20 protein-coding genes and 1 tRNA gene are annotated in these 24,648 nt (G+C 65.1%); 10 read left to right on the top strand and 11 right to left on the bottom strand.

Annotated elements, in window-relative coordinates; translation table 11 throughout:
- Window positions 1–88: 88 nt before the first annotated feature.
- Window positions 89–1,288 (bottom strand): flagellin N-terminal helical domain-containing protein, encoded by a 1,200-nt coding sequence (locus ACEL_RS04315; protein WP_011719670.1) that lies wholly within the window; start codon window positions 1,286–1,288, stop codon window positions 89–91.
- A 190-nt stretch (window positions 1,289–1,478) separates the two neighbouring features.
- Between ACEL_RS04315 and ACEL_RS04310 the strand changes: the two genes are divergently transcribed.
- From ACEL_RS04310 to csrA, 5 genes are all read left to right on the top strand, one after another.
- Window positions 1,479–2,006: a flagellar protein FlgN gene (locus tag ACEL_RS04310; RefSeq protein ID WP_011719669.1), complete on the top strand. Its 528-nt coding sequence runs from the start codon at window positions 1,479–1,481 to the stop codon at window positions 2,004–2,006.
- Window position 2,007: 1 nt separating this feature from the next.
- A complete protein-coding gene (gene flgK / locus ACEL_RS04305) occupies window positions 2,008–3,399 on the top strand; it encodes a flagellar hook-associated protein FlgK (RefSeq protein ID WP_011719668.1) in 1,392 nt (463 codons plus the stop codon).
- A 19-nt stretch (window positions 3,400–3,418) separates the two neighbouring features.
- Window positions 3,419–4,315, top strand: a complete 897-nt coding sequence (gene flgL, locus ACEL_RS04300) for a flagellar hook-associated protein FlgL (protein ID WP_011719667.1) — start codon at window positions 3,419–3,421, stop codon at window positions 4,313–4,315.
- A 97-nt stretch (window positions 4,316–4,412) separates the two neighbouring features.
- Window positions 4,413–4,820: a flagellar assembly protein FliW gene (fliW, locus tag ACEL_RS04295; protein WP_041835383.1), complete on the top strand. Its 408-nt coding sequence runs from the start codon at window positions 4,413–4,415 to the stop codon at window positions 4,818–4,820.
- A gap of 207 nt (window positions 4,821–5,027) precedes the next feature.
- The gene (gene csrA, locus ACEL_RS12755; RefSeq protein ID WP_011719665.1) at window positions 5,028–5,327 is read left to right on the top strand and encodes a carbon storage regulator CsrA; all 300 of its coding nucleotides are present in this window, start codon (window positions 5,028–5,030) and stop codon (window positions 5,325–5,327) included.
- 26 nt (window positions 5,328–5,353) lie between these two features.
- On the opposite strand, the gene ACEL_RS04285 is transcribed toward csrA, so the two are convergent.
- Window positions 5,354–6,580, bottom strand: a complete 1,227-nt coding sequence (locus ACEL_RS04285; RefSeq protein WP_041834948.1) for an EAL and HDOD domain-containing protein — start codon at window positions 6,578–6,580, stop codon at window positions 5,354–5,356.
- 283 nt (window positions 6,581–6,863) lie between these two features.
- Between ACEL_RS04285 and ACEL_RS04280 the strand changes: the two genes are divergently transcribed.
- Window positions 6,864–7,658, top strand: coding sequence for a rhomboid family intramembrane serine protease (locus ACEL_RS04280; RefSeq protein ID WP_011719663.1), 795 nt, complete (start codon window positions 6,864–6,866; stop codon window positions 7,656–7,658).
- A 165-nt stretch (window positions 7,659–7,823) separates the two neighbouring features.
- Here the strand turns inward: ACEL_RS04280 and ACEL_RS12240 are convergent, their stop codons facing one another.
- Window positions 7,824–7,994, bottom strand: coding sequence for a hypothetical protein (locus ACEL_RS12240; RefSeq protein ID WP_169303188.1), 171 nt, complete (start codon window positions 7,992–7,994; stop codon window positions 7,824–7,826).
- A 10-nt stretch (window positions 7,995–8,004) separates the two neighbouring features.
- Here ACEL_RS12240 and ACEL_RS04275 point away from each other — a divergent pair, with 10 nt between their 5' ends.
- Complete coding sequence (locus ACEL_RS04275; protein ID WP_011719662.1) at window positions 8,005–8,598, top strand: type II toxin-antitoxin system VapC family toxin; 594 nt, start codon at window positions 8,005–8,007, stop codon at window positions 8,596–8,598.
- A 387-nt stretch (window positions 8,599–8,985) separates the two neighbouring features.
- On the opposite strand, the gene ACEL_RS04270 is transcribed toward ACEL_RS04275, so the two are convergent.
- Window positions 8,986–9,059: transfer RNA gene (locus ACEL_RS04270), tRNA-Ile, on the bottom strand.
- 362 nt (window positions 9,060–9,421) lie between these two features.
- On the opposite strand from ACEL_RS04270, the gene ACEL_RS04265 reads away from it, so the two are divergent.
- The 3 genes from ACEL_RS04265 to ACEL_RS04250 all read left to right on the top strand — a co-directional run bounded on the left by ACEL_RS04265 (window position 9,422) and on the right by ACEL_RS04250 (window position 12,350).
- Entirely contained in the window at window positions 9,422–10,039 is a 618-nt protein-coding gene (locus tag ACEL_RS04265; RefSeq protein WP_011719661.1) for a DUF421 domain-containing protein, read from the top strand.
- A gap of 463 nt (window positions 10,040–10,502) precedes the next feature.
- Entirely contained in the window at window positions 10,503–10,700 is a 198-nt protein-coding gene (locus ACEL_RS04255; RefSeq protein ID WP_041834946.1) for a hypothetical protein, read from the top strand.
- A 165-nt stretch (window positions 10,701–10,865) separates the two neighbouring features.
- Window positions 10,866–12,350 (top strand): putative bifunctional diguanylate cyclase/phosphodiesterase, encoded by a 1,485-nt coding sequence (locus tag ACEL_RS04250; protein WP_169303187.1) that lies wholly within the window; start codon window positions 10,866–10,868, stop codon window positions 12,348–12,350.
- Here the strand turns inward: ACEL_RS04250 and ACEL_RS04245 are convergent.
- The 7 genes from ACEL_RS04245 to ACEL_RS04215 all read right to left on the bottom strand — a co-directional run bounded on the left by ACEL_RS04245 (window position 12,257) and on the right by ACEL_RS04215 (window position 24,648).
- Window positions 12,257–13,762, bottom strand: a complete 1,506-nt coding sequence (locus tag ACEL_RS04245; protein WP_011719658.1) for an acyltransferase family protein — start codon at window positions 13,760–13,762, stop codon at window positions 12,257–12,259. The two genes, ACEL_RS04250 and ACEL_RS04245, sit on opposite strands and share 94 nt — an antisense overlap.
- Window positions 13,763–13,931: 169 nt before the next feature.
- Window positions 13,932–16,685, bottom strand: coding sequence for an AAA family ATPase (locus ACEL_RS04240; protein ID WP_011719657.1), 2,754 nt, complete (start codon window positions 16,683–16,685; stop codon window positions 13,932–13,934).
- The gene (locus ACEL_RS04235) at window positions 16,682–18,037 is read right to left on the bottom strand and encodes a metallophosphoesterase family protein (protein WP_238378064.1); all 1,356 of its coding nucleotides are present in this window, start codon (window positions 18,035–18,037) and stop codon (window positions 16,682–16,684) included. The genes ACEL_RS04240 and ACEL_RS04235 overlap by 4 nt, the downstream gene beginning before the upstream one ends.
- Before the next feature lie 440 nt (window positions 18,038–18,477).
- Window positions 18,478–18,669 carry a hypothetical protein gene (locus ACEL_RS04230; protein ID WP_011719655.1) on the bottom strand — a complete coding sequence of 64 codons (192 nt, stop codon included), beginning with the start codon at window positions 18,667–18,669 and terminating at the stop codon, window positions 18,478–18,480.
- A gap of 372 nt (window positions 18,670–19,041) precedes the next feature.
- Window positions 19,042–19,824: a hypothetical protein gene (locus ACEL_RS04225; protein ID WP_011719654.1), complete on the bottom strand. Its 783-nt coding sequence runs from the start codon at window positions 19,822–19,824 to the stop codon at window positions 19,042–19,044.
- Window positions 19,821–21,854: a BREX-3 system phosphatase PglZ gene (gene pglZ / locus ACEL_RS04220; protein ID WP_011719653.1), complete on the bottom strand. Its 2,034-nt coding sequence runs from the start codon at window positions 21,852–21,854 to the stop codon at window positions 19,821–19,823. Before pglZ ends, ACEL_RS04225 begins: the two co-directional genes overlap by 4 nt.
- Complete coding sequence (locus ACEL_RS04215) at window positions 21,847–24,648, bottom strand: helicase-related protein (protein WP_011719652.1); 2,802 nt, start codon at window positions 24,646–24,648, stop codon at window positions 21,847–21,849. Before ACEL_RS04215 ends, pglZ begins: the two co-directional genes overlap by 8 nt.

The raw sequence follows: 24,648 nt of genomic DNA, 5'->3' as shown, positions 1-24,648 counted from the left end.
CGATCTCCCAAGTCTGGACGTTTCTAGCTGACGAGAGCGGCCGGTGGGGCGACGGCCGGGGGTTGTCGTCGCCCCACCGAACGGTGCGCTACTGCAGCAGCTTCAGGACAGCCTGCGTTTCGACGTTGGCCTGCGCCAGCATCGACACACCGGCCTGCTGAAGAACCTGCGCCTGCGTGAAGTGCACCATCTCTTGGGCCATATCGGTGTCCTGGATGGTGGAGTTGGACGCCTGCAGGTTCTCCACTGTCACATTCAGGTTGTTGATGATGTGCTGGAACCCGTTCTGGTATGCACCGAGGCTGGACCGCTCGGTCGACACGGTCGTAATAGCGCTCGCGATCGTCGCGATAGCAGCGCTTGCGTTGTTGACCAGGTCGATGGTGTCGGTCCCAAGCGCGTTGGCGCTCACCGCCCCGATCTGGACAGTCTGGGTTTGGCCGGCCTGGGCGCCGATCTGGAACACACCACCGCCGGAGCCCTGCGCCGAGGTCGTGCCGTTGAGGCTGACGGCATTGCCGTTACCGTCGGTGAGGCCCGTCGTCGCAGACGTGGAGAACGTGTTACCGGCGCCCACCGCGGACGAGCTCAGGGTCACCTTCCAGACACCGTTGCCCTCGTCGGTCACGCTGGCCTGCACTGCACCGGCGGTGATGCCGTTGGCGGTGAGAGTCGCGTCGATCCCGTTCTGCAATGCGGTCTGCAACGAACTGGCGGTGCTGTAGGTACCGTTGGCGACGTTGACCGTGGCGTTTGCCAAGGCGACGCCGTTGAAGGTGCCGGAAATCTTGAAGCTGGCGGTCGCCGCCGTGACCGAGCCACCGCTGACCGCAAAGCTCTTCGCCGCCGCCGAGCTGCCGAACGATCCGTCGAGGAGCTTGCTCTGACCGAACTGCGTGTTGTTGCCGATCGCGTCGAGGTCAGCGTTCAGCTGCTGGATTTCCGTTTGCGCGGCTTGGCGGGCGGCTTGGTCTTGTGAACCGGTGTTCGCCGCCTGCACGGCAAGGACGTTCATGCGCTGCAGAATCGACTGCACCTCATTGAGGGCGCCGTCGGCGGTCTGCACGACGTTGATTCCATCCTGAGCGTTCTTCACGGCTTGCTGGAGACCGCCGATCTGTGCCTGCAATTTCTGGCTGATGGACAGACCGGCTGCGTCGTCCGCAGCCTTGTTGATCCGGTAACCACTGGAGAGCTTCTGCAAGCTGTCCGACAGCTTGCTCTGCGTCATCGAGAGGTTCCGGTAGGCGTCGAGTGCGTCGACGTTGGTGTTGATGCGCAGACCCATGGCTTGTTCCTCCTTGATCTAGGGTCGCGGCAGCCCATCCGTGGGCTTGCTGGATCGGTGGCCGGTGGGAATTTCCGGCCAGCGACACCATCGGACACCGGTGCCGTGACCTTAGCGGACCGTCGTACCTCACCCGAACGGCCCAACACACAACGCGGCAAAACCGCTCAGCTCGCTACCGGGACCGCCGATGGGCGAAGCAACCGAGGACCCCGACGAGGAGGTGTATCGGATGGGCCTCGCCGAGGTCTCCGACATCCTCTGGCGTGAGCGAGAGCTGCTCGACGTCCTGCTCTTCAAGTTGGAGGAGGAGCAGCTGCTCCTCGCCGCCGGCAAGGCACGATGGTTGGCGCGCGCCACCCGGGAGGTCGAGCTGGTTCTCGAACAAATCCGGCTCACCGAGCTTACCCGAGCAGTGGAAGTGGACGCGGTGGCGGCGACCCTCGGCCTGGAACCGAATCCGAGTCTCGCCCAGCTCGCGGACGCCGCCCCTCCCCCGTGGAGCGATCTGCTGCGCGCACATCGGGAAGCGTTTCTCCGGCTCACGCAGGAAATCACCTCGCTTGCTGAAGCAAACCGGGAATTCGTGACGTCGGCGTACCACTCGGCGGAAGCCGCCTTGCGCAGTCTCCGCGGCGCCACCGCCGACGGTTACACCGCGACCGGCCGGCTGCAGAGCACCACACGGTCGCCGCGCCTTCTGGACGAGGCCATCTAAGATGGGCACCGAATTCGGATCGTTATCCACGGCGCTGACCGCGCTGCAAGCGGAACGCAAGGCGCTCGAAGTCACCGGACAGAACATCGCCAACGCGAGCACGAGCGGTTACACCCGGCAGCGTGCGGTTTTTCAAGGCATCGGCGGCTCGGTCGTCCCGGCGATGTATTCCCGATCCGACGGGGTCGGCGCAGGTGTCGTGGTCTCCGAGGTGCAGCGGCTGCAGAACGCCTTCCTCGAACAGCGGGCGAATACGGAGAACGGCACACTGGCGTTTCTGCAGGGCAGCCAGCAGACCCTTGCCGACATTGAGAATTCCTTCGGCGAGCCGAGCACGACGGGCATCCAATCGTTGCTCACCACCTTCTGGAACGGCTGGGACGACGTGGCGAACAACCCAGCGGACACCGCGGCTCGCACCGCACTCATCGGTGACGCGCAGGCGCTGGCCAGCGGCTTGAATGTCGCGGCCGGCGCGCTGTCCGCGCAATGGGCGTCCTCCCGCCAGTCACTGCAATCCGTCGTCGACCAAGTCAACGCCGCGGCACAAGACATCGCCGCGCTCAACAAGGCGATTGTCGCGGCCACCAGTGCCGGCAACCAACCCAACGACCTGGAAGACCAGCGTGACGTGCTCATCCGCAAGCTGGCAAGCCTCGTCGGTGTGACGACAAAACCGAAGACCGACGGATCCACGGACGTCCTGCTGGGCGGATCGTCGCTTGTTTCCGGTAGTCTCGCGCGCCAGCTTCAGCTCGGCGGCGGAACGGCCATCGACCAGGTTTCGACGACACCCGTCACCCTGACCTGGACCGATACCGGGACAACGGCCGCGGTGAGCTCCGGCCAGGGAGCGGCGCTGCTCACGGCGCTCAACGTGACGATCCCGTCGTACGCCGGTCAGCTCGACAGTGTCGCCAACCAGCTGGTCACCACGGTGAACACCCAACACCAGCTCGGATACGACCTGAACGGCAACGCCGGCGGGAATTTCTTCGATCCAACCGGCACTACGGCGGCCACCATCAAAGTGGCGATCACTGATCCGGCTCTGGTCGCCGCGTCCTCCGTCCCACCCAGCGCCGGCCAGCCGAGCCTGGACGGCGGGAACGCCCAGGCGTTGGCGAACATGTCAGGCACGGGCGCGGATGCGGCGTACCGAAAGATGATTGTTGCGCTCGGGTCGGAGTCCAACACCATTCAGCAGCGCACGACGACGCAGCAGAGCGTCGTCAACCAGGTAGAGGCGTCGCGCGATTCCGCCTCCGGGGTCGACCTCGATGAGGAGCAGACCAATCTCATCACGTTCCAGCACGCGTATGATGCGGCGGCCAAATACCTCAGCGTGATCGACTCGATTCTCGACACGCTCATTAATCACACACTCGCCTGATGGACGGACGGAGCAGCCGATGAGCCTACGGGTCACCCAGAATGCGGTTACGTCGCTGATGCTGGCGGGTTTGCAGTCCAGCAGTTCACGGCTGAGCACCTTGGAGCAGCAGCTCAGTTCAGGACGACGCATCAGCAAGCCGTCGGACGACCCGGTCGGCACCGGCCAGGCGATGCTCTTCAACGAACAAATCGCCCGGACCAAGCAGTATCAGCGGAATGCCAACGACGGCCTGGCCTGGCTCGGCATCGCCGACAACGCCTTGCAGACCGGGGTCAACATCCTGCAGCGTCTCCAGGTGCTCACGACGCAGGCCGCAAATACCGGAACCGCCGACGCGACCGCCCGCGCCAGCATTCTGGAAGAAGTGAAGAGCCTCAAAGAACAAATGCTGGCGGTGGCCAATACGACGTACCAGAACCGGCCGATCTTCGGCGGGACGACATCAAGTCCCGTCGCGTACGCCGTCAACGGCTCGGGAACCGTTGTGTACCAAGGTGATACCGGCTCCGTGCTGCGGACGGTCGGGGATAATGTCCAGGTCAAGGTGAATATCGACGCCGCCCAGGCGTTCGGCCCCCCGGGAAATGACGTCTTCACCATGTTTGACACCATCGCGTCCGACCTGCAGAACAATCCCGGAAATCTGAGCAACGACCTCTCCCTCATCGCCGGCGCCCTCGACCGCATGACGAGCGCCCAGGCGACGGAGGGTGCGGCGTACAACCGGATCACCGCCATGAATAACGCCGCGGGTCAGAAGCTCAACACGCTCACCGGGAACCTGTCCGACGTCCAGGACGTGGACACGGCCCAGGCCGTCACCGAGCTGACCATGCAGCAGGTCAGCTACCAGGCGTCCCTTGCCGCGATGGCCCGGGTGCTGCAAATGTCGCTCACAGATTTCCTGCGATAGCAGAAGGCGGATGGCGCAACCGGTCAATGGACGGAATGCCGCAACCGGGCAACGGAATGGGACGAACGTGCCGTACACGGCAGATCGGAGGACGACGGTGACAGCGACCGCGGTCGACGTACCGATTATCAATGTGGCCGGGTCACTGGCCGGCTTTCCCGACGCCCACCGCTTTGCCCTGGTCCGCGTCCGGCCGGACACGCCGTTGCTGTTCCGGATGGTCTGCCTCGACCTGCCCGGTCTGGAGTTTGTCGCGGCGGCGCCGTTTCCGTTCTTCCCGGAGTACGCCCCGGAAATCGATGACGAAACGGCGGAACGGCTGGAGTTGACCAGCTCGGCGGACGCCGTCCTGCTCGTGCTCCTCACCGTCGGACCGACCATCGCGGAGACGACGGCGAACCTCTTTGCACCGATCGTCGTCAACGTGCACACCGGGATGGCGAGTCAGGTGCCGCTGGTCGGCAGCGGATACTCGCTGCGCGAACCGCTCCGCCGACCGACCTGACCCGATCGACAGCCCCGCGACCGGCGGGCCTCCCCCGCGCTCCACGCCATCGTCCGGCACTCCTCCGCCGCGCGCCGCGCGCACTTCTGTCACTTCCCGCGTCTAACCAGCTCGTCGCCCACTTCGACAGCCCCGCGCGACCGTCCGGCACGAACCCGGGACGTCGGTTAGAATCGGCCGACTGGCCGACCATGGAGGGAGCGCCGGGTGCTCGTGCTCAGCCGCCGCGTTGGCGAAAGCATCATGATCGGGCAAGATGTGACCGTAACCGTGCTGGAGGTCCGATCCGACCTGGTCCGGCTCGGCATCAAAGCCCCCCGCGACGTCGACGTCCACCGCGAAGAGGTTTTCCTCGAACTGCAACGTGCCAACCGGGCTGCCGCATCGCCGTCCTCGGCGGCGGTGGAGACCCTCGCCGAGGATCTGTCCGAGGTCCCGAAGGTGCGGTCACGCGCGCGGCAGACGCCGCCAGCCGGTGCGGCAGGATCCCACCCGGAGCCGGCTTAGCCGGTGAGCCGGGATCTCGAGCCGGATTAGGCCGTGACCGCTTCGCCAACCGTGGCCATGGACCAGGCCAAGGCGTTCAAATAGGCCGGCGCCAGATCAGCAAGATCCACCGGGCAGAGCGCAAGGGTCTCGAGGTCGGCCACCTCGTACGCCTTCGCGATCCGCACAATCTCCCCTAGCGGCCCCTCGCCGTCGACAAGGGCGCGGGCGATCGTGTCGTCCAGCGGCAGCCGGGCAACGACCTCGGTCATCGGTACGCCGAGGAGAAAGTCAAGGCTCGAGAGCAGCCCGGTGAGGAAGGCCGCGTCGGGATTCGCGCCCGGAAGGTACGCCGTGAGCAGCTCACACATCCGCGCCCGCGTCATCGCGACCGACAACTGCTCTTCCACGATGTCGCTGGCATCGGCGAGGACCATGAGCAGCACCCAGGCGCGCAGTTGCCGGTGTCCGAGGAGGACAAGCGCCTCCCGCACCGAGGAGATCGGACGGACCAGGCCAGCGGCCGCCGAGTTGACCGCGCGGAGCACCCGGTAGCTCAGACCGACGTCCATCCGGACGATTTCTTCCAGCTCGTCGTACGTGATGTCCGGCTTGGCGAGGCGGTTGAGCAATTCCATGCAGGTGACCGTCGCTGGCGACAGCGTCGGGCTGGACACCGTAGCCGGCCGGCCCAGCAGATATCCCTGGAAATACGAGAATCCCAGGTTGACGCAGTCGCGCATCACCGGCAGTGACTCGACCCGCTCGGCGATGAGCGCCGGCGGACGGGCACCCGAGCACTTTCGGCAGTACTCGACGCTCCGCGCGATCGCCGACGGTGACTGGTCGAGCACGTCGACCTTCACGTAATCGACCAGCGGAAGCAACCGGCGCACCCGCTCGGCGTCGTCAGCCCGGAAATCGTCGAGCGCGAGTCGGTATCCGCCCGCGCGGAGGCGTCGTACGCCGTCGAGCAAGTCGTCGTCGATGACGACCGTTTCCAGAATTTCCAGGACGACGTCGGCGGGCGCGAACGGCAGCGGCAAGGTCCCGACGAGGAAGGGCCGGGTCACGTTGATGAAGCCAAGCCGGCTGCCGACCAACCGTTGCAGTCCGAGCTCGGCGAAGGTATTGACGATGATCCGGCCGGTAGCGCGATCATCGTCGGCGGCGGCGCGGAGGGCGTGCGGACCGTGCCGGAAGAGCAGCTCGTACCCGAGCACCGTCAGCTCACGATCGACGATCGGCTGGCGGCCGACGTAGACCTCTCGCACGGCTATCTTTCGCATATTTGACCGGCCTAGTTGAGGAAAATCGCCGGAGAGTTCCGAAGAGCCCTGCGCAGCTGCCGCCCGCGGCGCTTAGCGGGACAGCGGCGGCTCTGACGGCGGAATCCGGGCCGGCCGCGTCCAGGATCAGCAACCCGCAGGCGGGCCAAGTGGCCTCCGCTGAAGATCGACTGCGCCAACCTCCGCCAGACGAGCCGCCCCAACTTCCGCCAGACCAGCTGCCCCAACCTCCGCTAAAGATCGGCAACGGATGGGGAAGACTGCACGCATGGTCATACCGATCCACGACCGCAATCCGGTGCTCCGCACCCCGGTGGTCACCTACACGCTGATCGCGATCAACTTTGTCGTCTTTCTCCTCGAACCGATCCACCACTTCGCTGTGCTGCACCATGGCACGGCGGCGACGGTCTGCGGCCAGTACCGGTTCTTCGACCACTACGCGGCCATTCCCCATGAATTGATCACAAACGAGCCGGAACGGCACGCATACGTCAATGCCTTCGGCCGGATCGTGTGCGCCCATTACTTCCCCCACAAAATCCCGGCGCTCTCGGTGCTGACGTCGATGTTCCTCCACGGCAGTTGGCTGCACATCCTCGGCAACATGCTGTTTTTGTACGTTTTCGGGAACAACGTGGAGGACCGGTTCGGCCGGTTCCGTTTCCTCCTCTTCTACCTTGTCTCCGGGTACGTCGCCGCCTACGGTTTCGCGTTGGCGTTCCGGAATTCCGATACGCCGATCATCGGAGCATCCGGTGCGATCGCCGGCGTCCTGGGCGCGTACCTGATCCTCTCGCCCAGAGCGCGGGTCACGTCGCTGGTGCCGTTCCTCTTCTTCATCCCGTTACCGCTGCCGGCGTGGCTCGTCCTTGGCGGCTGGTTCCTCCTGCAGTGGTTCTATGCAACCGGCAGCGCCGTCGCCCAGGGCAGCGGCGTCGCGTACTTGGCCCACGTCATCGGCTTCGCATTCGGAGTGATCGTCACGGCGTGGCTGAAACCGCGGCTGCGTCCACCCATCGGGCGGTACGGCCGAACGCCCTACCGGTCACTGGCCATCTGATGGTGGGGCGGGCGGGACTCGAACCTGCGACCAGCGGATTATGAGTCTTGCGGCGTCCGTGCTCCCCCGTCCGTCCGGGGCCGTCGCGAGCCGGCCCGTCCAGGTCAGGGGCCCCTCCTGGGGCGCACCAGGGAGGAAGGCGGAGCCGATCCCTGCTGCCCTCGTCTAACATGTGGTCAAGAGGAGGTCGGCGATGTCGCAGGTCAAGGTCAGGGAGGATAGGGCCTCGGGGGTCATAGTGACCAAGGCCAAGATGGCGTCGCCTGCCGCGAAGAAAGCCACGGTACGGCGGGCGACGTCTCGCGTGCGAACGAGGACGTCGGCGCTGAAGGCCATCAGATAAAGCGTGCCCAGGCAGGGTCGCCCGCCCCTTCCCCGGAACGTCTACTCATTTGAATCGCGAGACTGCCCGATACCGGACGTTGCCACCCTTGATTCCAGCTTCGCGGTGAATGCGCTCCTCAGCGCGGAGCCGCACCACGATGCGGCTCGCCGGTTCCTGGAGTCCCTCGCCGCACACGGGACACAGCTCGTCTTCAATCGCCTCCTGGAGCTTGAGCTGCGTGAGGTCGCCTTCCGCTATCCCCTCATCCAGCGCTACCCCAGGGATTGGAAGCGGCGACGCCACGACGGTCGGACGCTTCGAATGGCCCGCACGCTGATCGAGACGACCATGGGCGCTTGGCAGGAGCTGCTGAGTGCCTTCACGTACGCGATAGTGCCGGTCGATGCCGTCTACGCCGCTGTCTCGGAACTCATGGATCGCTACGGGCTTCAGTCCTACGATGCCGTCCACGCCGCGACGGCGGTCGAATATAGCGGCCGTGTAATCGTCACGACCGATGCTGGCTTCGCGAACGTCCCCGAGGATCTCCTTGTCATCTACATCAACTCCGGACGGCTCCCGTGGTGTCGACAAGTGCGAGCACGCAGGGGATAGCTGCCACGGCGGGGTCACGGGTGCGAGAGGTCGATCCGCACGGAGCGGCGACTACTTCGCGGCATCGACGGTTGCGAACCCCCTCCGTCGAGCTTGTTCAACTCCTCGGTGAGCCTCACCTGGGCGGCGCGCTTGCTCGGGAACCCCTGGATCTACTTCTTCCGCCGCCGTCCGTCGAATCCGCGAGGCAGCTGGTCGATGACGCCCCAGATCCGCTGGCCGTTCCGGGGGTCCGCGGTCTGATACTGCCCTGCCCCGTGCCACCGTTCCGTTCGCCCGAAGTTGGGTAGCAGGGGGTTAGCACGAGCCTTTCCAGGCGAAGGGGACATGACCTGGAATACGGCCTCTGACGTGGGCAAACTGCGTGGGTGATCTGGGCAAACTGCGTGGGGCGGGCAGGACTCGAACCTGCGACCAGCGGATTATGAGTCCGCAGCTCTAACCGGCTGAGCTACCGCCCCGTGGCATCTGCCGTTCCTGACGTACTCCGGTATCGACGCCCCGCGCCCGCGACATCGAGGGATCGTCGGGGCCCGCAGCACCGCGGCCCGCGGCGTCGCGCCGGTACCTGAGCCTATCCCGCCACGCAACCGCCCGGGCGGACGCCGTCGGGCCAGCGTACCGGCTCTGCGGGCCTGTCTGCCGCCGGTACGCGGCCAGGACGACGCCGCTGATCACATTGCACCGGCGTGTCTCATTCCGCGCGCCTGGCTACGGCACGATTCGCGACGCGGTAGCGTCCTCGCGAAAGCGAACGGCGCCGCGACGTCTGCCGGCCCGGGAGCAGTGCGTCGAGACGTGCACCCACTAAGGACGGTCGACCATGCTGCATGATCTTTTTCATCTGCAGATCCCGCTCGCAGAGAAGATCATCAGGACGGTCGCGGTCTACGCCGGAATCGCCATCCTGCTGCGGCTCGCCGGCAAGCGCGACCTCGCCCAACTGAACACCTTCGACCTCGTCGTCATGCTGCTGCTGTCCAACGTCGTCCAGAACGCGATCATCGGCAATGACAACAGCCTCGCCGGCGGCCTCATCGGCGCTCTCGTCCTCGTTGCGCTCAACAACGTCGTGGTCCGCCTGGTCAACCGGCATCGGCGGTTGGTCCGGCTCTTCGAAGGCCCGGAATTTGTCATCGTCGAGAACGGCCGACCGCGTACGTCGACGATTCACCGGCTCGGTCTGCGCGTCGCCGACATCCGGCTCGCGTTGCGCCGGCAGGGTGCGACCGACGTCTCCGACGTTGCGCGGGCTGTGCTCGAGCCGAGCGGCGCCATCACGGTGACGCTCCGGGACGGCGCCCAGCCGGCGACGCGAGCCGATTTGCAGAAGCTACGGACGGCGTTACTGGAGGAGGTGCGGGCGGAGCTCCGTGCGGCATTGACACGCAACGCCGCTACGGATACGGCGCACCCCCGCCGTAACCAGGACGACGGCTAGCGGGCACCCCGAGCGACGGCCAGCGGACGAGGGGCACCGGAAAATTGCGGCGACGTCACCGCCATGCGGTTGCGACGAACAGCGTTTTCCGGTGCACGCAAGACGAAGCGACTCCCCGACCGCGACTTGCGACGAAAAGTCCTGGCCACACCGCAACCCCAGCGCGCCTGCGACAGTCGCAATTTCACGGACGGTGATGCGCGCATGCGAAGCGACGCTTCAACCGCAACGAATGGCGGCTTTCCGGCTGACAGCACGCGGCTTCCGGCAGCCGCGGACGGTGTCACCGTGCGGTACGCACGGCATCAGGCGCGGCGCACGGCGAACGCGGACGCCGTTATGTCGCAGAGTTTTCCCGGTGATGACGGCCCTACGGGTAGCCCTATCGATCAGGACAATTGCGACCCACACGCGCTCGCGGTTCCGTAGACTGACCACGAAATCATCACCGTCGAGGTGCGAGGTGACCGTCGTCACGGGCCCGCAACGTCAACAGCTGCTGCGCACGGCGCAGCCGGCCGGCGTCGCCATTCTCGCTGCCGTGAGCACGGTCGTATTTCTCAGCTTTTCCGTCGGTAGGGGGAGCATTTGTCCGCAGCCTATGCCGGGCCTTTTCGCCCTCTGGTACCTGCGCACGCTTGAGCATGGGCAGGAGTCATAGGTCCTCATGTGCTTCGCTGGATTTCTCCGTCGGCGATCCCGCCGAGAGCCGGGCGCGCAGACGCGCGATGCTGACGAAAACGAGCGATGGCACACGATTTCTCGATGGTCAGATCGCAACTACCGCGATGCGTCTCGAGCGCTCGTCCCCGCTCAACGGCGGCCGGTGGAAGATTCCTCGACACCGGTGACATCGGCAGCGGCGAACGCGTCGAGCGACGACACCGACGGCGCCGACGGAGCCGACTGCACCGACCACGCCGGCCTGCCGGCCACGCCGGTATCTCAGCTCCAAGGCGGCGGCACGACCGCAACGCACCGTCGCGCGAGCGAACACGCAGGGCGTGACGACCTCACGGGTGTGGCGAACCGTCCGGCGCTCCTCGCCGCGCTCGACGACACGTTCGAGGACATCCACCGTCGCGCGGCGTACGCGGGCCTGCTCGTCGTCAACATCAGGGGTTTCAAGCAGATCAACGCAATCGTCGGACACTCCGCCGCTGATCAGCTGCTCACGAATATTGCGATGCGGCTCGCTTCGCGGGTACGCCACAGGGACGTGGTGGCGCGACTCGGTGCGGACGAATTTGCCGTTCTGCTCCGGGATTTCAACCGCCCGGAGGGAGCCGATGCCATGAGCAGGGCGATTCTTCGTGCGCTCCGGGAGCCTTTCGACGTCGCCGGCCTCCCGTTGACGCTCGACGTCGCGGCCGGTTTGGCTGTCGCCCCGCGGGATGCGGACACCTCCGCCGAATTGCTGCGCCGTGCGATGGTGGCCCTGCAAGCGGCTCGGCATGCCCGTTCCCCTGCGGTGGAGAATTACCGGCCCGCGCACGACCCGGCCGGCGCCGAGCGCCTCACGCTGCACGCGGAACTCGACGCCGCCTTGCGAACCGGTCAGCTCGTCCTGCATTACCAATCGACCGTGGACCTCGCAACCGGCCGTACGGTCGGAGTGGAAGCACTGCTCCGTTGGCAGCATCCGCGGCGCGGCCTGCTCCGGCCCGCGGAATTCCTTCCCGCGGCGGAGCAGAGTGAACTGATCGGCCTCGTGACCAGCTACGTGTTGGACGCCGCCCTGGCGAGTGCCGTGCATTGGCGGCAAAAAGGAATTGCGCTGCCGGTCTCCGTCAATATCAGCGCACGGGACCTCCACGACCCTTCCTTTCCTGACCGCGTGGACACGCTCCTGCATCTCCACGGTGTTCCTGCCGACCGCCTGACCCTGGAGATCACCGAGACCACGCTGAATTCCCGGCTTTACCCAGCGGATGCGGTCGCGAAGAAACTGCGGGATCTCGGCGTACGGCTCAGTTGTGATGATTTCGGTACGGGGACGACGCCGCTGCCGCGATTGCGTGACCTGCCATTAGCCGAGCTGAAAATTGACAACACGCTCATTGCCGGGATAGTCGGGGACGACGACAAACGGGCGATCGTCGCCGCTGTTGTTGAGCTGGGCCGGGTGTTCGATCTGACTGTCGTCGCCGAGGGAATCGAACGGCAGGACGAACGCGAGGTGCTGATCAGGTTGGGGTGCACGACCGGGCAGGGATATTACTTCTCGCCGCCGGTCCCCGGAGCGCTGATCGGCGACGTCCTGCGGCCGGATGGAGAGCGCGCCACCTCGTCGGATACGCGCTCAGGGTAGACCGCACCTATTCCGCCCAGTGCGAGTGCGCCAAGTGTGACGACGTCGATCCGGCCATGGGGGGCGAAGCCGCGCAAGGCAATCCGGGCCAGCGCACCGCTCACCAGGGCGACGGCACATCCGAGGGTTCCGGCGCGCACCGACCGAAGCGCGGTGGCCGGGTGGGCGGTCGAGTGCACCCGTGGAGACTGGGCGGCCGGGTGGGCGGTCGAGTGCAACCGCCGGAGCGCGATACTCCGGTGGGCCGGCGCGGGCGGTGATGCGGCTTCCCGGCGGGCCGGCACGAACGGAAGGGATACGACCCGGCGAAGCTTCCTGACGCTCCGGCGGAAGCCGGCGAGCAGGGCGACGACGCCCGCCAGCGTAACGGCAAGCAGAATGACCCACACGACGCGCTGAATCCACCACGAAAAGGAACCCACGGTTGGTTGGGGAAGCAAATGCAGCGGATAGCCGATGACCGAGACGATGAGGACCGGCACCATGTGCCACACATACAGGCTCATCGAGGAGACTGCGAGAAAGCGCACGGCGGCGCGCAGCCGAGCTGGTGTGACCCGGTCCCACCAGCCGCGCACCCACGGGTCCACCCAGGCGGCCAGGCCGCATTGCGCGAGCCCGAAGGTGAGCAACGCCACAGACGGCGGTGACGGGTTCTGAATTCGGGCGCCGGGGAATCCCACCATGCTCACCGGATATCCGGCAAAACCGATAAGGAGACTGAGCACGGCAACGCAGCAACCGATGACAAGCGGAAGACGCCGCCGGTACTGCACATGAGCGCCGTCCCGCCAGAAAAAGCCCAGCTGGTGGAACGCGCCCCAGACCAGAACGTAATTCGCCCATCCGACAAGCGGCCAATGCCCGAATACGGTCCCGACGTCGAAAACAGCGGCAAACGCGGCCATGACCAGCACGACGGTAATGCCGAAACGCTCGTGCAAGGCGAAGAGAAGCGGAGTGAGGAAGAGGATGACCGCGTAGACCGAAAGAAACCACAGGTGAAAGGCGACACCCCATGCAGCCAAGGCCGTGTTGGCGGCGGAGACGCCGAGCAGGCGACAGAGCACCACCACGGCCACGATGGCGGCGGCGTAACCGCCGGTCGGCACGAGGAGGCGGCGCATGCGTTGCCGGACCCATCCAAGCCACGAATACCGTTCCGCACGGCGACGACTCCACGAGAGCGCGTTCGCGTAGCCGCCGACGAAGAAAAACAGCGGTACGACTTGAAAAAGCAGGGTGAGCCACGGCCCGAAGGAGACGCCGGTGATGGCGTCCTCGGCGCTGAATGTCCTGCCGTGGTAGGTGACGTTCGAAAGAAGCCAGTGGCCGATGACGACCAGCGTGATGGCAATCGCACGCACCAGGTCGACGTACGGATCACGCGCGGTCACCCGCGGGGTCGTCATACCCGCAGCCTAGGGTTCATTCCGACAGGTGTTGCGTCTTCGGGACAGGCAGCCGAGTCGGCCACTCCACGCGAGTCGGCCACTCCACGCGAGGCCGTCTCGGCCGGACGCCGTCCGGCGTGGTCTGCACAGCGGGGCCGTGGTTCAGCCCTGCCCGCGGCGGAATCAGCTACTGCGCAGGATCGGTCACCGACACCGGGCGGGAATCCGCAGGTGCTCTCGGTGATTCGAGCTCGATGTGCCGGGCCCCCAGCGCGGAATAGGAGGTGCCGTGGCAGGTCAGAACGATGATCTGGAGGCCGCGGCGGGCGCCGAGGTCGAGGGTGCGCTGCAGCAGCGCGATGCGGTGCGGGTCGGAATTGGCGAAGGCATCGTCGAAGACGACGGGCAACGTGCCGTCATGGTCGGCCGCCAGCAGTTCGGCGATCGCCAGGCGTACCGCGGCGGCCACCTGTTCGCGTGTCCCGCCGCTGAGCGCGTCGAACGGCAGCGCGGCGTCCAGGGCCGGGCGAACCAGCTCGACGCCTTTGAAATCGTTGCCGTCGAATTTCGCCACCGCCTGCACGCGGGGTCCGAACACGGGCTGAAGGTAGGTGGTGATTTTTTCAGCCAGCGGCCGCGAGAAATGCTCGGCAAGCTGTTTTTGCTGAGCGGCGAAGAGTTCGTGCACCAGCCGGACGGCGGCTGCGTAACGCTCCGCGGCCTTCCGCCGCTCATCGGCCTCAGCCAGCTGCGCCCGGGCGTGGGCGTATTCGGCGCGGGGATCCGTGCTGCCGTCGGTCTGCAGGAGCGCGTGGGCTGCGGCCCGCCGCTGTTCCGACAGCCGGATGCTTTCCTGGGCGTTGTGGAGGACACGCTCGAGGCGTTCCCGATCCGCGTCGAGAAGGTCGGGTTGTAATTCGGCGATCGCAGCACGGGTTTCTTCGAGGCGTTTTTCCAGGGTCTGAACCGCCTCGTGCAATTCCTGGAGGTGGCTGCGGCGCTGGGTCTCGTCGCCGGCTTGTTCGACGAGGACGCGAATTGCGGCGTCCGCTTCGTGTTGTTGGCGTTGGAGCTCCCGGAGCGATTGCTCGACGCTCTCCCGATCCGCGGTGAGTTGCGCCAACTCCGCGGTCAGGGTCTCCAGGACGCCGGCGGCGTGCTGCTCGCCGGCTTCGGCCTCATCCACGCGCTGTTGTGCCTCGTCAACCTGGTGCCGGGCGGCCTCAAGGTTTCCCGGGACGGCGTACCCGTCGCCCACGGTTGGCTGCAGCCGGTCCCGTTCGGCCCGGGCGGCGATCAGGCGCTGCTCGGCCTCCTGGAATTGCGCCCGGGTCGATTCCGGATTCAGCGCCTCACGCGCCGCCTGCAGCCGGTCGATCTCCTGCTGAATCTCTTGCCGTTGCACGACAACCGCAGCGGCTTCGGCGATCCCCGGCAGCCCCCATCGGTCCAGCTTTTCCTGGATCTCGCGACCGAGTTCTGCGATCCGGGCCCGAAGGGACGCGAGATTCTCCCCACGGCCGGGGTGAATGCGCACCCGCAGGTCGCCGGCTGTCAATTCGGTGGTTTCTAGAACTCTCACCGGCTCCCCGGGCGACAGCGCCCGGTCGCCGAGCCGCACGGGCAGGGAGGATTCGAGCAGTTCAATTTCCGGCGCAGCTGCGGTCAGACGGGCGTCGGCCTCGCCGCGCTCGCGATCGCGCTCCTGAAGCTCCTCCAGGTCGTTTCGGTCAATGGCCGGGAGCTGGGCAAGCCGGCTGCCGCGTTCCCGGATGGTCTGCTCGTGGCGTTCGATCTCCGCCACCCGCAGGGCGAGAGCCTGATGCTGCTGCTCGGCGTCCAGCATCCGTTCATACGCAACGGCCAAATCCCGGATTCTGCGGGCCTGCCGGGCTTTTTCCGCCGCCTCGTCACGGATTTTCTGCGCGCGGCCTACCTGGTCCCGTACATCGCGCAAGCGCTGGTCGGCGTCCGCCAGCTTGGCGTGCAAGGGGACGGCGTCGTCCTGCAGCTTTCGGGCCTGGTCCTGGTACTCCCGGATTTTCCGGTCGGTCTCTTCAACGGCCGCCAACCGGCCCTGGATTTCGGCCAATTCACGGGCCTGCGCCTGCTCCTGGTCGCGCAGTCTGGTGAGTTTCTCCAATTTTTCGTTGACCGCCTGGAGTTGCCGCTGGGCGTCCTCCCGGCTGGCGGCGGCCTCGCGGATGGTTTCCTCGGCGTGCTCGAAGTCACTCATCGCGGTTTCGACGCGCTCAAGGCGCAGCGCCGCCTGCTCGAACCGCTCCCGGGCCTGCTCATAAGCGGTTTTGGCGGCGGCCAGGTCTGACCCGGCTCTTTCCTTTCCGGTCTGGGTGAACAGGCGGTCGTACAGCTGCGCGAAATGCTCAGCGACCCGGCCGTCCAGGGCAGATTGCATGGCCACCGCACCGCCGACGCGCTGCAGCTGCTGAAGGAGTTGCTGGTTGTGGGCGGCCGTGTATTGGGCGGGATCCTCGCCGCCTTGTCCCTGCCAGACCCACAGATGCGCCCACTGGGCGTTGAGCCGTTTATCGATGCCCCGGCCGCCGCCGGTGGGTTCGACGCCGAGCAGCTCGGCAAGCCGTTCCTCGGCTTCTTCGCCGTGCCAGGTTCGGCCGCCGACCTGGCTCAAGGTTGCGGTGCCTTGCTGGCCGGCGAAGCGTTTGCGCAGCTGGTACGTGTCACCGCCGACGGTGAACCGGAGTTCCACCTCCGGATAGCTGCCGTACAGGTGAGACCGCATCTCCGCGAGGACGCTGCCGGTGACAGTGGCCTTGAGGAAGAGGGCGCGGTGAATCGCCTCGACCAGCGTGCTCTTGCCGGTCTCGTTATCTCCGGTAATCAGCGTGCGCGACGGGTCGAATTCGACCGTGAGGTCCCGGTGCAGCCGATAGCGGCGGACGGTAGCGGAGTCGAGTCTCATATCGTCGCCTCCTGACGGCAGGCCTCGTAGAGCAAACGCAGCGCAAGCTGGGCCACGTGCGCGTCGTCGTCCGGGCTGGTGGGCGGGGTGACGGCTTCGGCGGCCGGGATGGCGGAGTCGTCGTCCGGGCTGGCGGGCGGGGTGGCGTCCGGGGCGGGCGGGGCGGCGGGCTCGGCGGCCGGGACCTCGGTCGCCAGAGCGTCGTGGGCGACGTCCGGAAGAGCGGCCCGGGTAGCCCGAGCGATGAGGGCGGCTGCGACACCGGCGATCAGCGGATCGGCGGGACGCCTTGCCAGCTCGGCGATTTCGGCGTCCGTTGGGGCAACGCGCACGTCCCCGCTTATTTTGAGCCAGGCGAGACGGGCCTGCCACGAATCGAGCAGCTGCTCAAGCCGGGTGTGCGCCTCAATGCCCAGCGAACCGCTCAGCGCGAGTCGGAGCAGCGTTTCGCCGGCCCGGTCTCCGACGGTCCGGCCGATGTCGTCTGCGACGGTGTCCAGCGACGCGTCGTCGGTGAAGGCACACGTCATTCGCCGCCAGGAAAGCCGCGCGGTGCGGATCGGCTGGACCTCCGGTAATTCTTCGCGGGCCACGCGAACCACGAGAACGTTGCCGGGGTCCTGGTCGTCGCCTTTCGGGAAGCGGTCGGGTTCGGGTGTGCCGGCGTACCAGGAGCGGACGCCGACCTGCAGCGTCCCGTGCCAGTCACCTAAGGCGACGTAGTCGATGGGCATGCGCTCCAACCGGTCGAGATCGATGAAATTGGTGACGGGGTCTTCCTCGTCATCGTCAGCCCAACCGCCGACAAAACGTTGGGTCGAGCCGTGTGCGACCACGATCCGCGGCAGATCCGGCGGCAGCGCGTCGAAGGTCGTGCTGTCGTGCAGCCACGCAGACGGATCGCCGGATACCGCGCGGTGCAGCAACGGGCAGGGCAGGATGACAGCCTGCTCGAGCAGGACGGGGGCGGGTTCGAGCAGCACGGTCAGGTTCGGGGCCAGCTGCGCGCATTCCCGTTGAAAGAAGGGTTGCTGCCAGATGGAGCCGGGGCCACCGTGGTCGTGGTTGCCGGGTATCACGAGGACCGGTACGGGAAACCGTCCAATGGCGGCGCAGGCGGCGGAGACCGTCGGTTTGTCCACGGTCGTGGAGTCGAAGAGGTCGCCGGCGACCACGACGAAGGCCGCACCTTCACGGGCTGCGATTTCGCTGATACGGTCGAGGACGTCGATCCGCGCCTTTCGGATCGCGGACCGCTTGTCGGGATCGGCGACCTGGGCGAATGGTTTGCCGAGCTGCCAGTCAGCCGTGTGAAGGAAGGTGATCCGGTTCATTGCCGCTGGCTCCTCCATCCTGCGGTCCGTGTCTCTCCGGCGGGGCGTGTGGCCCGGTCGTGCGCGGCCCCGGGGGGTCGTGGCCGGGTCGGCGCGGCGGCGGGGCTGGCCGGGGCCGTGCTGGCGCGGCTGGTTGGCAGCGCCCGGCGAGGCATACCTGACCGGTCGTCGATGCCTGTCCGGCCCTTGCTGCCGATCCGGCCACCCGAACGCCGCTGGCATTGAGCGCAGCCCCGGCCAGCCGCTCCTACCACTGGTCCGCGCCGACCCGGCAGTCCACACCGACACGCGCGTCGACCCGGTCATGGGTAGGTGCCTATTTTATCGACGGCCAGGGACGAAAACACTCATTCAGGATTTTCCGCTACATTCGCATTGCCGCGACTTCTCATTTCGCGGAAGCGGCCGACCACACCCTGTCTTCTCCGGTTGAATACGCAAATTCCGGATAAATGCGTTTACGGAGTGGTGACGAGGACGGCGCGGGCTTGGTGGACGGGGTAGTGGATGGTGGTGGTGACGTCGATCGGGTCGATCGGGTAGGTGATCCCACCGGTGGTGAACACCGCCTCCCAGTGCACGGTAAGCCGCACCCACCCATCCGCCTGGGCCGCCCGGTAGGTGTGCGACACGTAATGCTCCGGCGCCACCCGCGGATCCACCCCGTCAACTACGGGGTGATAAGGTGGTAGCCACCAAAGATGTGAGAGCCGCCATAAAGCTCACTAAGGCGAATTCCGACGATAACGTCCTCACCGCAGACTGTCTCCAGCAGGGCATGCATAGCTAGGAGTAAAGCTGTATCGCCCATCAGCTACAAGCACAGAGGCATTCTTCTCGTCGAGTTCCGGCGAGTGCAGACGATATGTGTCCAACAGCGCGACAAGCACCCGCTTGGGTCACGAATTACTGTATAGAGGTTGCCGAAGCAGAATCACGGCGCGACTTAATCCGCAATTTGCGGATCCGCTCCTTATTCGTCGCTCGACGACGCAACTCACTCGCAGGCACGCCTCCAGTCCTCATATACCTCCGCTGCGCGCCACGGACGGAGCATTCGAGCGGGACGTGATTAATTCTTGATTTAAATCGTACCGCAGCAGATCAAGACGGTCCGATTCAGCAACTAAGCGCATCGGCGGGAGGTAACTAAAGCGGAACGGAAACAGGCTTGTGGACTCAAGAACAGTTCCGAGCGGTGCAGCGCGGACTTGATGGGCGTGTAAGGCTGCTTCGACCAGCCACGCGATGACGTCCCGCTGAGTCACGTCCAGCACCGATCCAGCCGCATAACTGCCTCGCTCCGACGTCTCCTGTAGCACTCCCCAATCAATAAAGCTCCGCAGCACCCGTTGCGTTGCTCGCGTGACCGTGCTGCGTTCGCCAAATTGCTCCCGAACGCGCCGCTGCACCTGGCCAGCAGTGGCCGTACCCTGAAGTCTGAGCAGTCGCCCAACGTAAGTTGCCACGGTTCCCCAGAAGGGATAGACCGCCATGGTCATACCCCAGTGGACTGTGATGCGATCCCGGCGTGACAAGCGCTGAAGGAACTGGAGTCCTTCCCGCTTCATATCTTCAAGGTGACGTGGGGGTCGAACCCAGATCTTCATGAGAATGGTGATGACTTTCTCTCGAGTACCTCGTCGCGCATTTCCAACGACCGACAACGTCTCTTTGAGCATCTCATCGAGAATGTGGTAGATCGACACTTCATCATTTCCAGCCAGTACGAGGTTTGCCGTGCTCTCGTACCATTCGAGACGCACGCGTTGGCTGAAGCCGATCTGCACCGGGTGCTTCATCATCGATCTTGTCTCTCAATTTCGACAAAGGGGACAAGAAGCTCTTCGACACTGATACCGCCATGAGCGACCCTGGTTTTCCCTCTCTGTACGAAGGCGGCTCGGTTAGGAGCAATAAGGGCGAGGTAGTCCTCCGGTAGGCCGAAAGGCGGCCACTCTACTGCCCCTCGGAACCGCTCCTTGACCTGGGCCCTGAGCTTGAGATCCGAATAGACCCGAACACGCTCGCCAGCTTCCTTCGCGACCGATCCTTCGGAAGGTTCACCTATGCCCTCCGACTCGATGTTGCCGTGGTCTGAGGTGAGATAAACCTGAAATCCACGGTCATGGAGCAAACGAAGGAGATCACACATGAATCCCTGCCTCGCCCATAGTCGAACTTGGTTGTGCATGCCCGCCGATCCTAGCTCCATGCCGTGCATGATTCGATCGACCTTGTTGATAACCAATCCGACAACGCGTAACCTGGGTCGGCTCAGGAGCTCGGCAAGCCCGTCCAAGCTTCCGTCTCCGAGTCCCTTCATGTAGCCCACCTCATGTTTCGTTAACCCTTCCCCAACCCAGAACTGAGTCCAAAGTTCCGACTCTTTGGTCGTGGTAAGGATACTCGTTGGGAAATAGATGGGCGGCTTACCGGCAAACGTGGCTTGTCGGGAAACGGAAGTAATAGTCGGAATCCAAGCGAATACGACGTTGTCGCGGAACCGCAACGTCGCATCTGACTCCTCAAGTACACGACGCAAGACAACCCACTGGTCCAAGGCAAGACCGTCCATGAGCAAAAGAGCGACTTTTGCATCGTGGGCATTGTCAAGGTTTCTAGCGAGGAAGGGAGGGATGTGATGCAGCATCACCGGCGGCAGTGGCGGAAGGTTGATGAGACTTGCGTAGCGCTTCACGATCCATTCGGTGAACGTGACATCGATCTGAGCTTTCAATGCCTCCAAACGCTCCCCGTATCCGGGTGGTAGCGTAGCGCTTGCCTGTGCGTCGCGCGTAGGCAGGTCTGAGTCCAACGTCAGCGCAACGAGTTCGGACCAACGAGGAGCAAACTCAAGCCACTCCGCGTACCGCGAGTCTACTGTGGGAAGCGTCTTCTCGATAAAATCGAGAAGACCCCTCACGCGGCGTAGGCGATCTTCCTCTGGCGAGATTCTCACGCCACACACTGCCCAAGACTGTGCAAGCGTCTGCGCTTGCTCGTGAAGAACTGGCTGGAGCAATCCTTCGAAGAACAGGTTGTCGAGGTAGACGCGGACATCGTCGTGGTCGAAAGGCAAGAGCGCAGGTCCTGGGGACTTGAAGCCGTAGACCGCCGCACCCGCGTAGACGGCATCATCGTTTGAATTCGCGAGCGAATCCAGGAACACCGGCCAACGCTCCTGCAGGAACGCAAAGAATGCTTGCTCGTCCGGAATGATGGCTTCCAGAGGCCAATCCTCAAATAGGCCGTTTTGACGAAGCACCTGGATAAAACGCTCATCGAGGATGTGGGGGATTCGTTGTCCGCGGTAATGGCGACGCAGCAAGACCCGGAGTAGGTCAGATGGCTGCTTGATGAGTTCCGGCGCGATCTCGAACACATGACGAAGGACGAACTCCTTCGTCGCGTTGTCGCCGAGCGGCCCCGGCGCGTGCCTCAATTGCGCATCGAACAAGACGTCGAGATCAGCCCGGTCGAGTACCGCGACCACGGGGTAGCTGAGATTCGGGAAGAGATCGCCCAGGTTGAAAGAGAGCTTGCGGCCAGCCTGCAGCAGGTCGTAGGGCAAGGCATCGAGATCGCTCGACGGCGATCTCAGCACCACCACCAGATCGGTTTCCTCACGACGGTCCCAGCGGGAGCGGAACTTGGATTCGTAGGCATAGCGAAAGGCGACATGATCCTCGAACGGGATCAGCTCAAAGCCCCGTTCCCGGATCCCTTCGAGCACACCTTCTTCAAGGAGCAGGCCGTCCGGATCCGCGACCAGGGTAAGCCGGGCGACCTGGGGTGTGAACTCACTCAGGATTTGGTCACGCCAACTACCCATGGGTGCCTCCCTCCACGCGGACGAGAAGCAGGGGCGCCATTTCCGGCAGAATCTGGGCCCGGCGCTCGAGTTGTTCGTGGAAGCGTTCTTCCTCCTGCTCCAAGAGACTCAGGCGATGGTTACGGACCTGGGGCAGCCCGATGCGCTCGATGGCTCTGCGTCGCGCAGCGAAGGCGTACTCGCCCTTCTCACGTTCCCGAGCAAGACGCTCCCGGTGAGCCTGCACCAGCTCGTCGTAGATCGTCTTCCCCTGTCGTTCCGCCGGCTCCAGGAGTTGCTCGAAGGCTTGATGCGAGGTCTCGACGTCCAAATGCCGCAGGATCGTGGGCTTCGTTACCACCAGTTGATCCCAGATGTGCCGGGCAGTCGGCGCAAACACCCGACCGTCGTCGGCCAGGAACAAAGGCATGATCCGGCGACGATTCCAGTCGGCGGTCGAGATCGAGATTCGCCAGAGCGACCAGAAACCCATGATCTCTTGGGCAAGGCCAGGGAGCGTGATGACCGGGACCGGTTGTCCCGGGGCAAAGGGAGGAAGGCGCATGGCTAGCCCACGCACCTTGGGATTTTCCAGCGTCACGTGGCGACTCAGAGGCCTCTCTGCAGCCTCCTTGCTGGTGAAGACGACATTGCTCAGTTGCTCGCCGCCCGGCCAGGTGAGATCCCAGGCGCCGTTCTTCCGCTCGGCCTTGCCGCCGTGAGCCTGCAGGTAGCTTACCGTCATGCGCTCGACCCAATGCGGGAGCGGGTGGGCCAGCAGTCGCTGTGCCTCTCCAGGATCTAGGTCTTCGACAGAGCCGAGCACGGAAACGCTTTGCCGAGACTCGCGGGCCTGCTCCTGAATGCTTTTCAGGACCTCGTCGACCTTGGTTTCCACCACATCGGGATTGAGGATGGCTTCCACATACAGATCGTCGAAAATCTGGCCCGCCTGGGCAGAGTCGAGCACGTCACCGGTCTTGTCGATGCCGAACTCTTCGAAGATGACCGCCAGTTTCTCCTCCAGGACCTCGCAGACACGGTGTTCGACCGAGTCTTCAAACACGAAGTTGATGGCGCGCACCGTGTGGGTCTGGCCTATGCGGTCCACCCGGCCGATGCGTTGTTCCAGGCGCATCGGGTTCCAGGGAATGTCGTAGTTGATGACCACATGGCAAAACTGGAGGTTGAGGCCCTCACCACCGGCGTCCGTCGAGATGAGGATGCGGGCATCCTTGGCGAAGGTGTCCTGGACCCGCTTGCGCTCCTCCAAGTCCATGGAGCCGTTGAGGCATACCACCTCGAAGCCGCGCTCGGTCAGGAACTCGTACAACATCTCCTGGGTCGGCACGAACTCGGTGAACACCAGCACCTTAAGATCCGGGTCGCCTTTCTCGGCCTGGAGACGGTAGATCCAGTCCAGGAGCGCTTCGGCCTTGGCGTCCGGGCCCTGGCTTTCGCAGCGCTTGGCCGCTTCCAGGAGCAGCTTCACCTCGGCCCTTTCATTTGTCAGGGCCTCAAGGCGGGTCTTGAGTAGCGTGTCCATCTGCTCCTGGCCGTCCAGGTCGGCCCACTCCTCCTCGGAGACCATGGGGAAGAGTGTGAGCTGTTCCTGTGGGGCCTCGAGCGCTTCGAGGCGCCGCTCCAGGGTGGTGCGGATGGCGCGGGTGCTGGAGACCACCAGGCGCTGCATGAGGATCATGAGGAATCCGATGTAGCTGCGCTTCTCGCGCATGGCCTGGTTGTAGCCTTCGCGCACGTATTCGGTGACCGCCTCGTAGAGCAGCCGTTGATCCCGGTGGCGATCCTCCCAGGAGACGGGCGCAAGCTCCGTGCGCCGGGGTTTGAAAAGCGGCTTGCCCTCCGCGTCGATGGCGCGGCGCTTCTCCGTGCGGATGACGTACGGTTGTACCCGCTCCTTTGTCACGCTGCTCACGTCGGGGAAGGCCTGCGCGTCGACCAGGGAGATCAGGCGGTGGAAAGCGTCGGTCTTGCCCTGGTGCGGTGTGGCGGAGAGCAGGAGCAGGTAGGGCGCGGCCTCGGCCAGCCCCTGGCCGAGCTTGTAGCGGGCCACCTGGTCCGTGCTTCCACCCAGGCGATGGGCCTCGTCGACGATGACCAGGTCCCAGCCGGCGGAGATCAGGTCTTCGAAGCGCTCCCGGTTGTACTCGGCCACCTGTTCCCTCGACCAGCCGCGCCGGCCGTCCAGGGGCTTCACAGAGTCCATGGGGCAGACCACCTGTGGATGGCTCTGCCAGAGGTTGTCTTCCTGGGCGATGCGGCGGTAGGCGGAGAAGTCGCTCGGGATGAGCAGGCGGAACTCCTCCCCGAAGTGGGTGCGCATTTCCGCCACCCATTGGGTCACCAGGCCCTTCGGGGCGATGACCAGCGTCCGCCTCACCAGGCCCCGGAGCTTGAGCTCCCGCATGATAAGACCTGCCTCGATGGTCTTGCCGAGGCCCACCTCGTCCGCCAGGAGATAGCGCACGCGGTCGTTGGAAACGGCCCTGGAGAGCGCTCGAATCTGATGCGGCAGCGGGATGACGGACGATTCGATAGGCGCAAGCAGGACGTCCTGGGTCAGCGCATCGGCGACCCGCGCCGCCGCGGCGAGATAAGCGATCCCGTCCACGGTGCCGACACTTGCCTCCTGCACGGGCCGGAGGCGCGCGGCGGGCACCCGCACGACGGCATCCTTGCCCGGCAGCCAGACACGGCAGACGGTCTCACCCCAGAGCGTCTGGGTCTCGATGACCCGGCAGAGCTCCCCGTGCTCGGGGCTGTAGCACCAGTCGCCTAGGTGGTCAACACCCAT

The sequence above is a fragment of the Acidothermus cellulolyticus 11B genome (genome assembly GCF_000015025.1).
Taxonomy (GTDB): Bacteria; Actinomycetota; Actinomycetes; order Acidothermales; family Acidothermaceae; genus Acidothermus; species Acidothermus cellulolyticus.
Note: the sequence above shows the minus strand (reverse complement) of the source record. Positions and strands in the feature narration are given on the sequence as shown.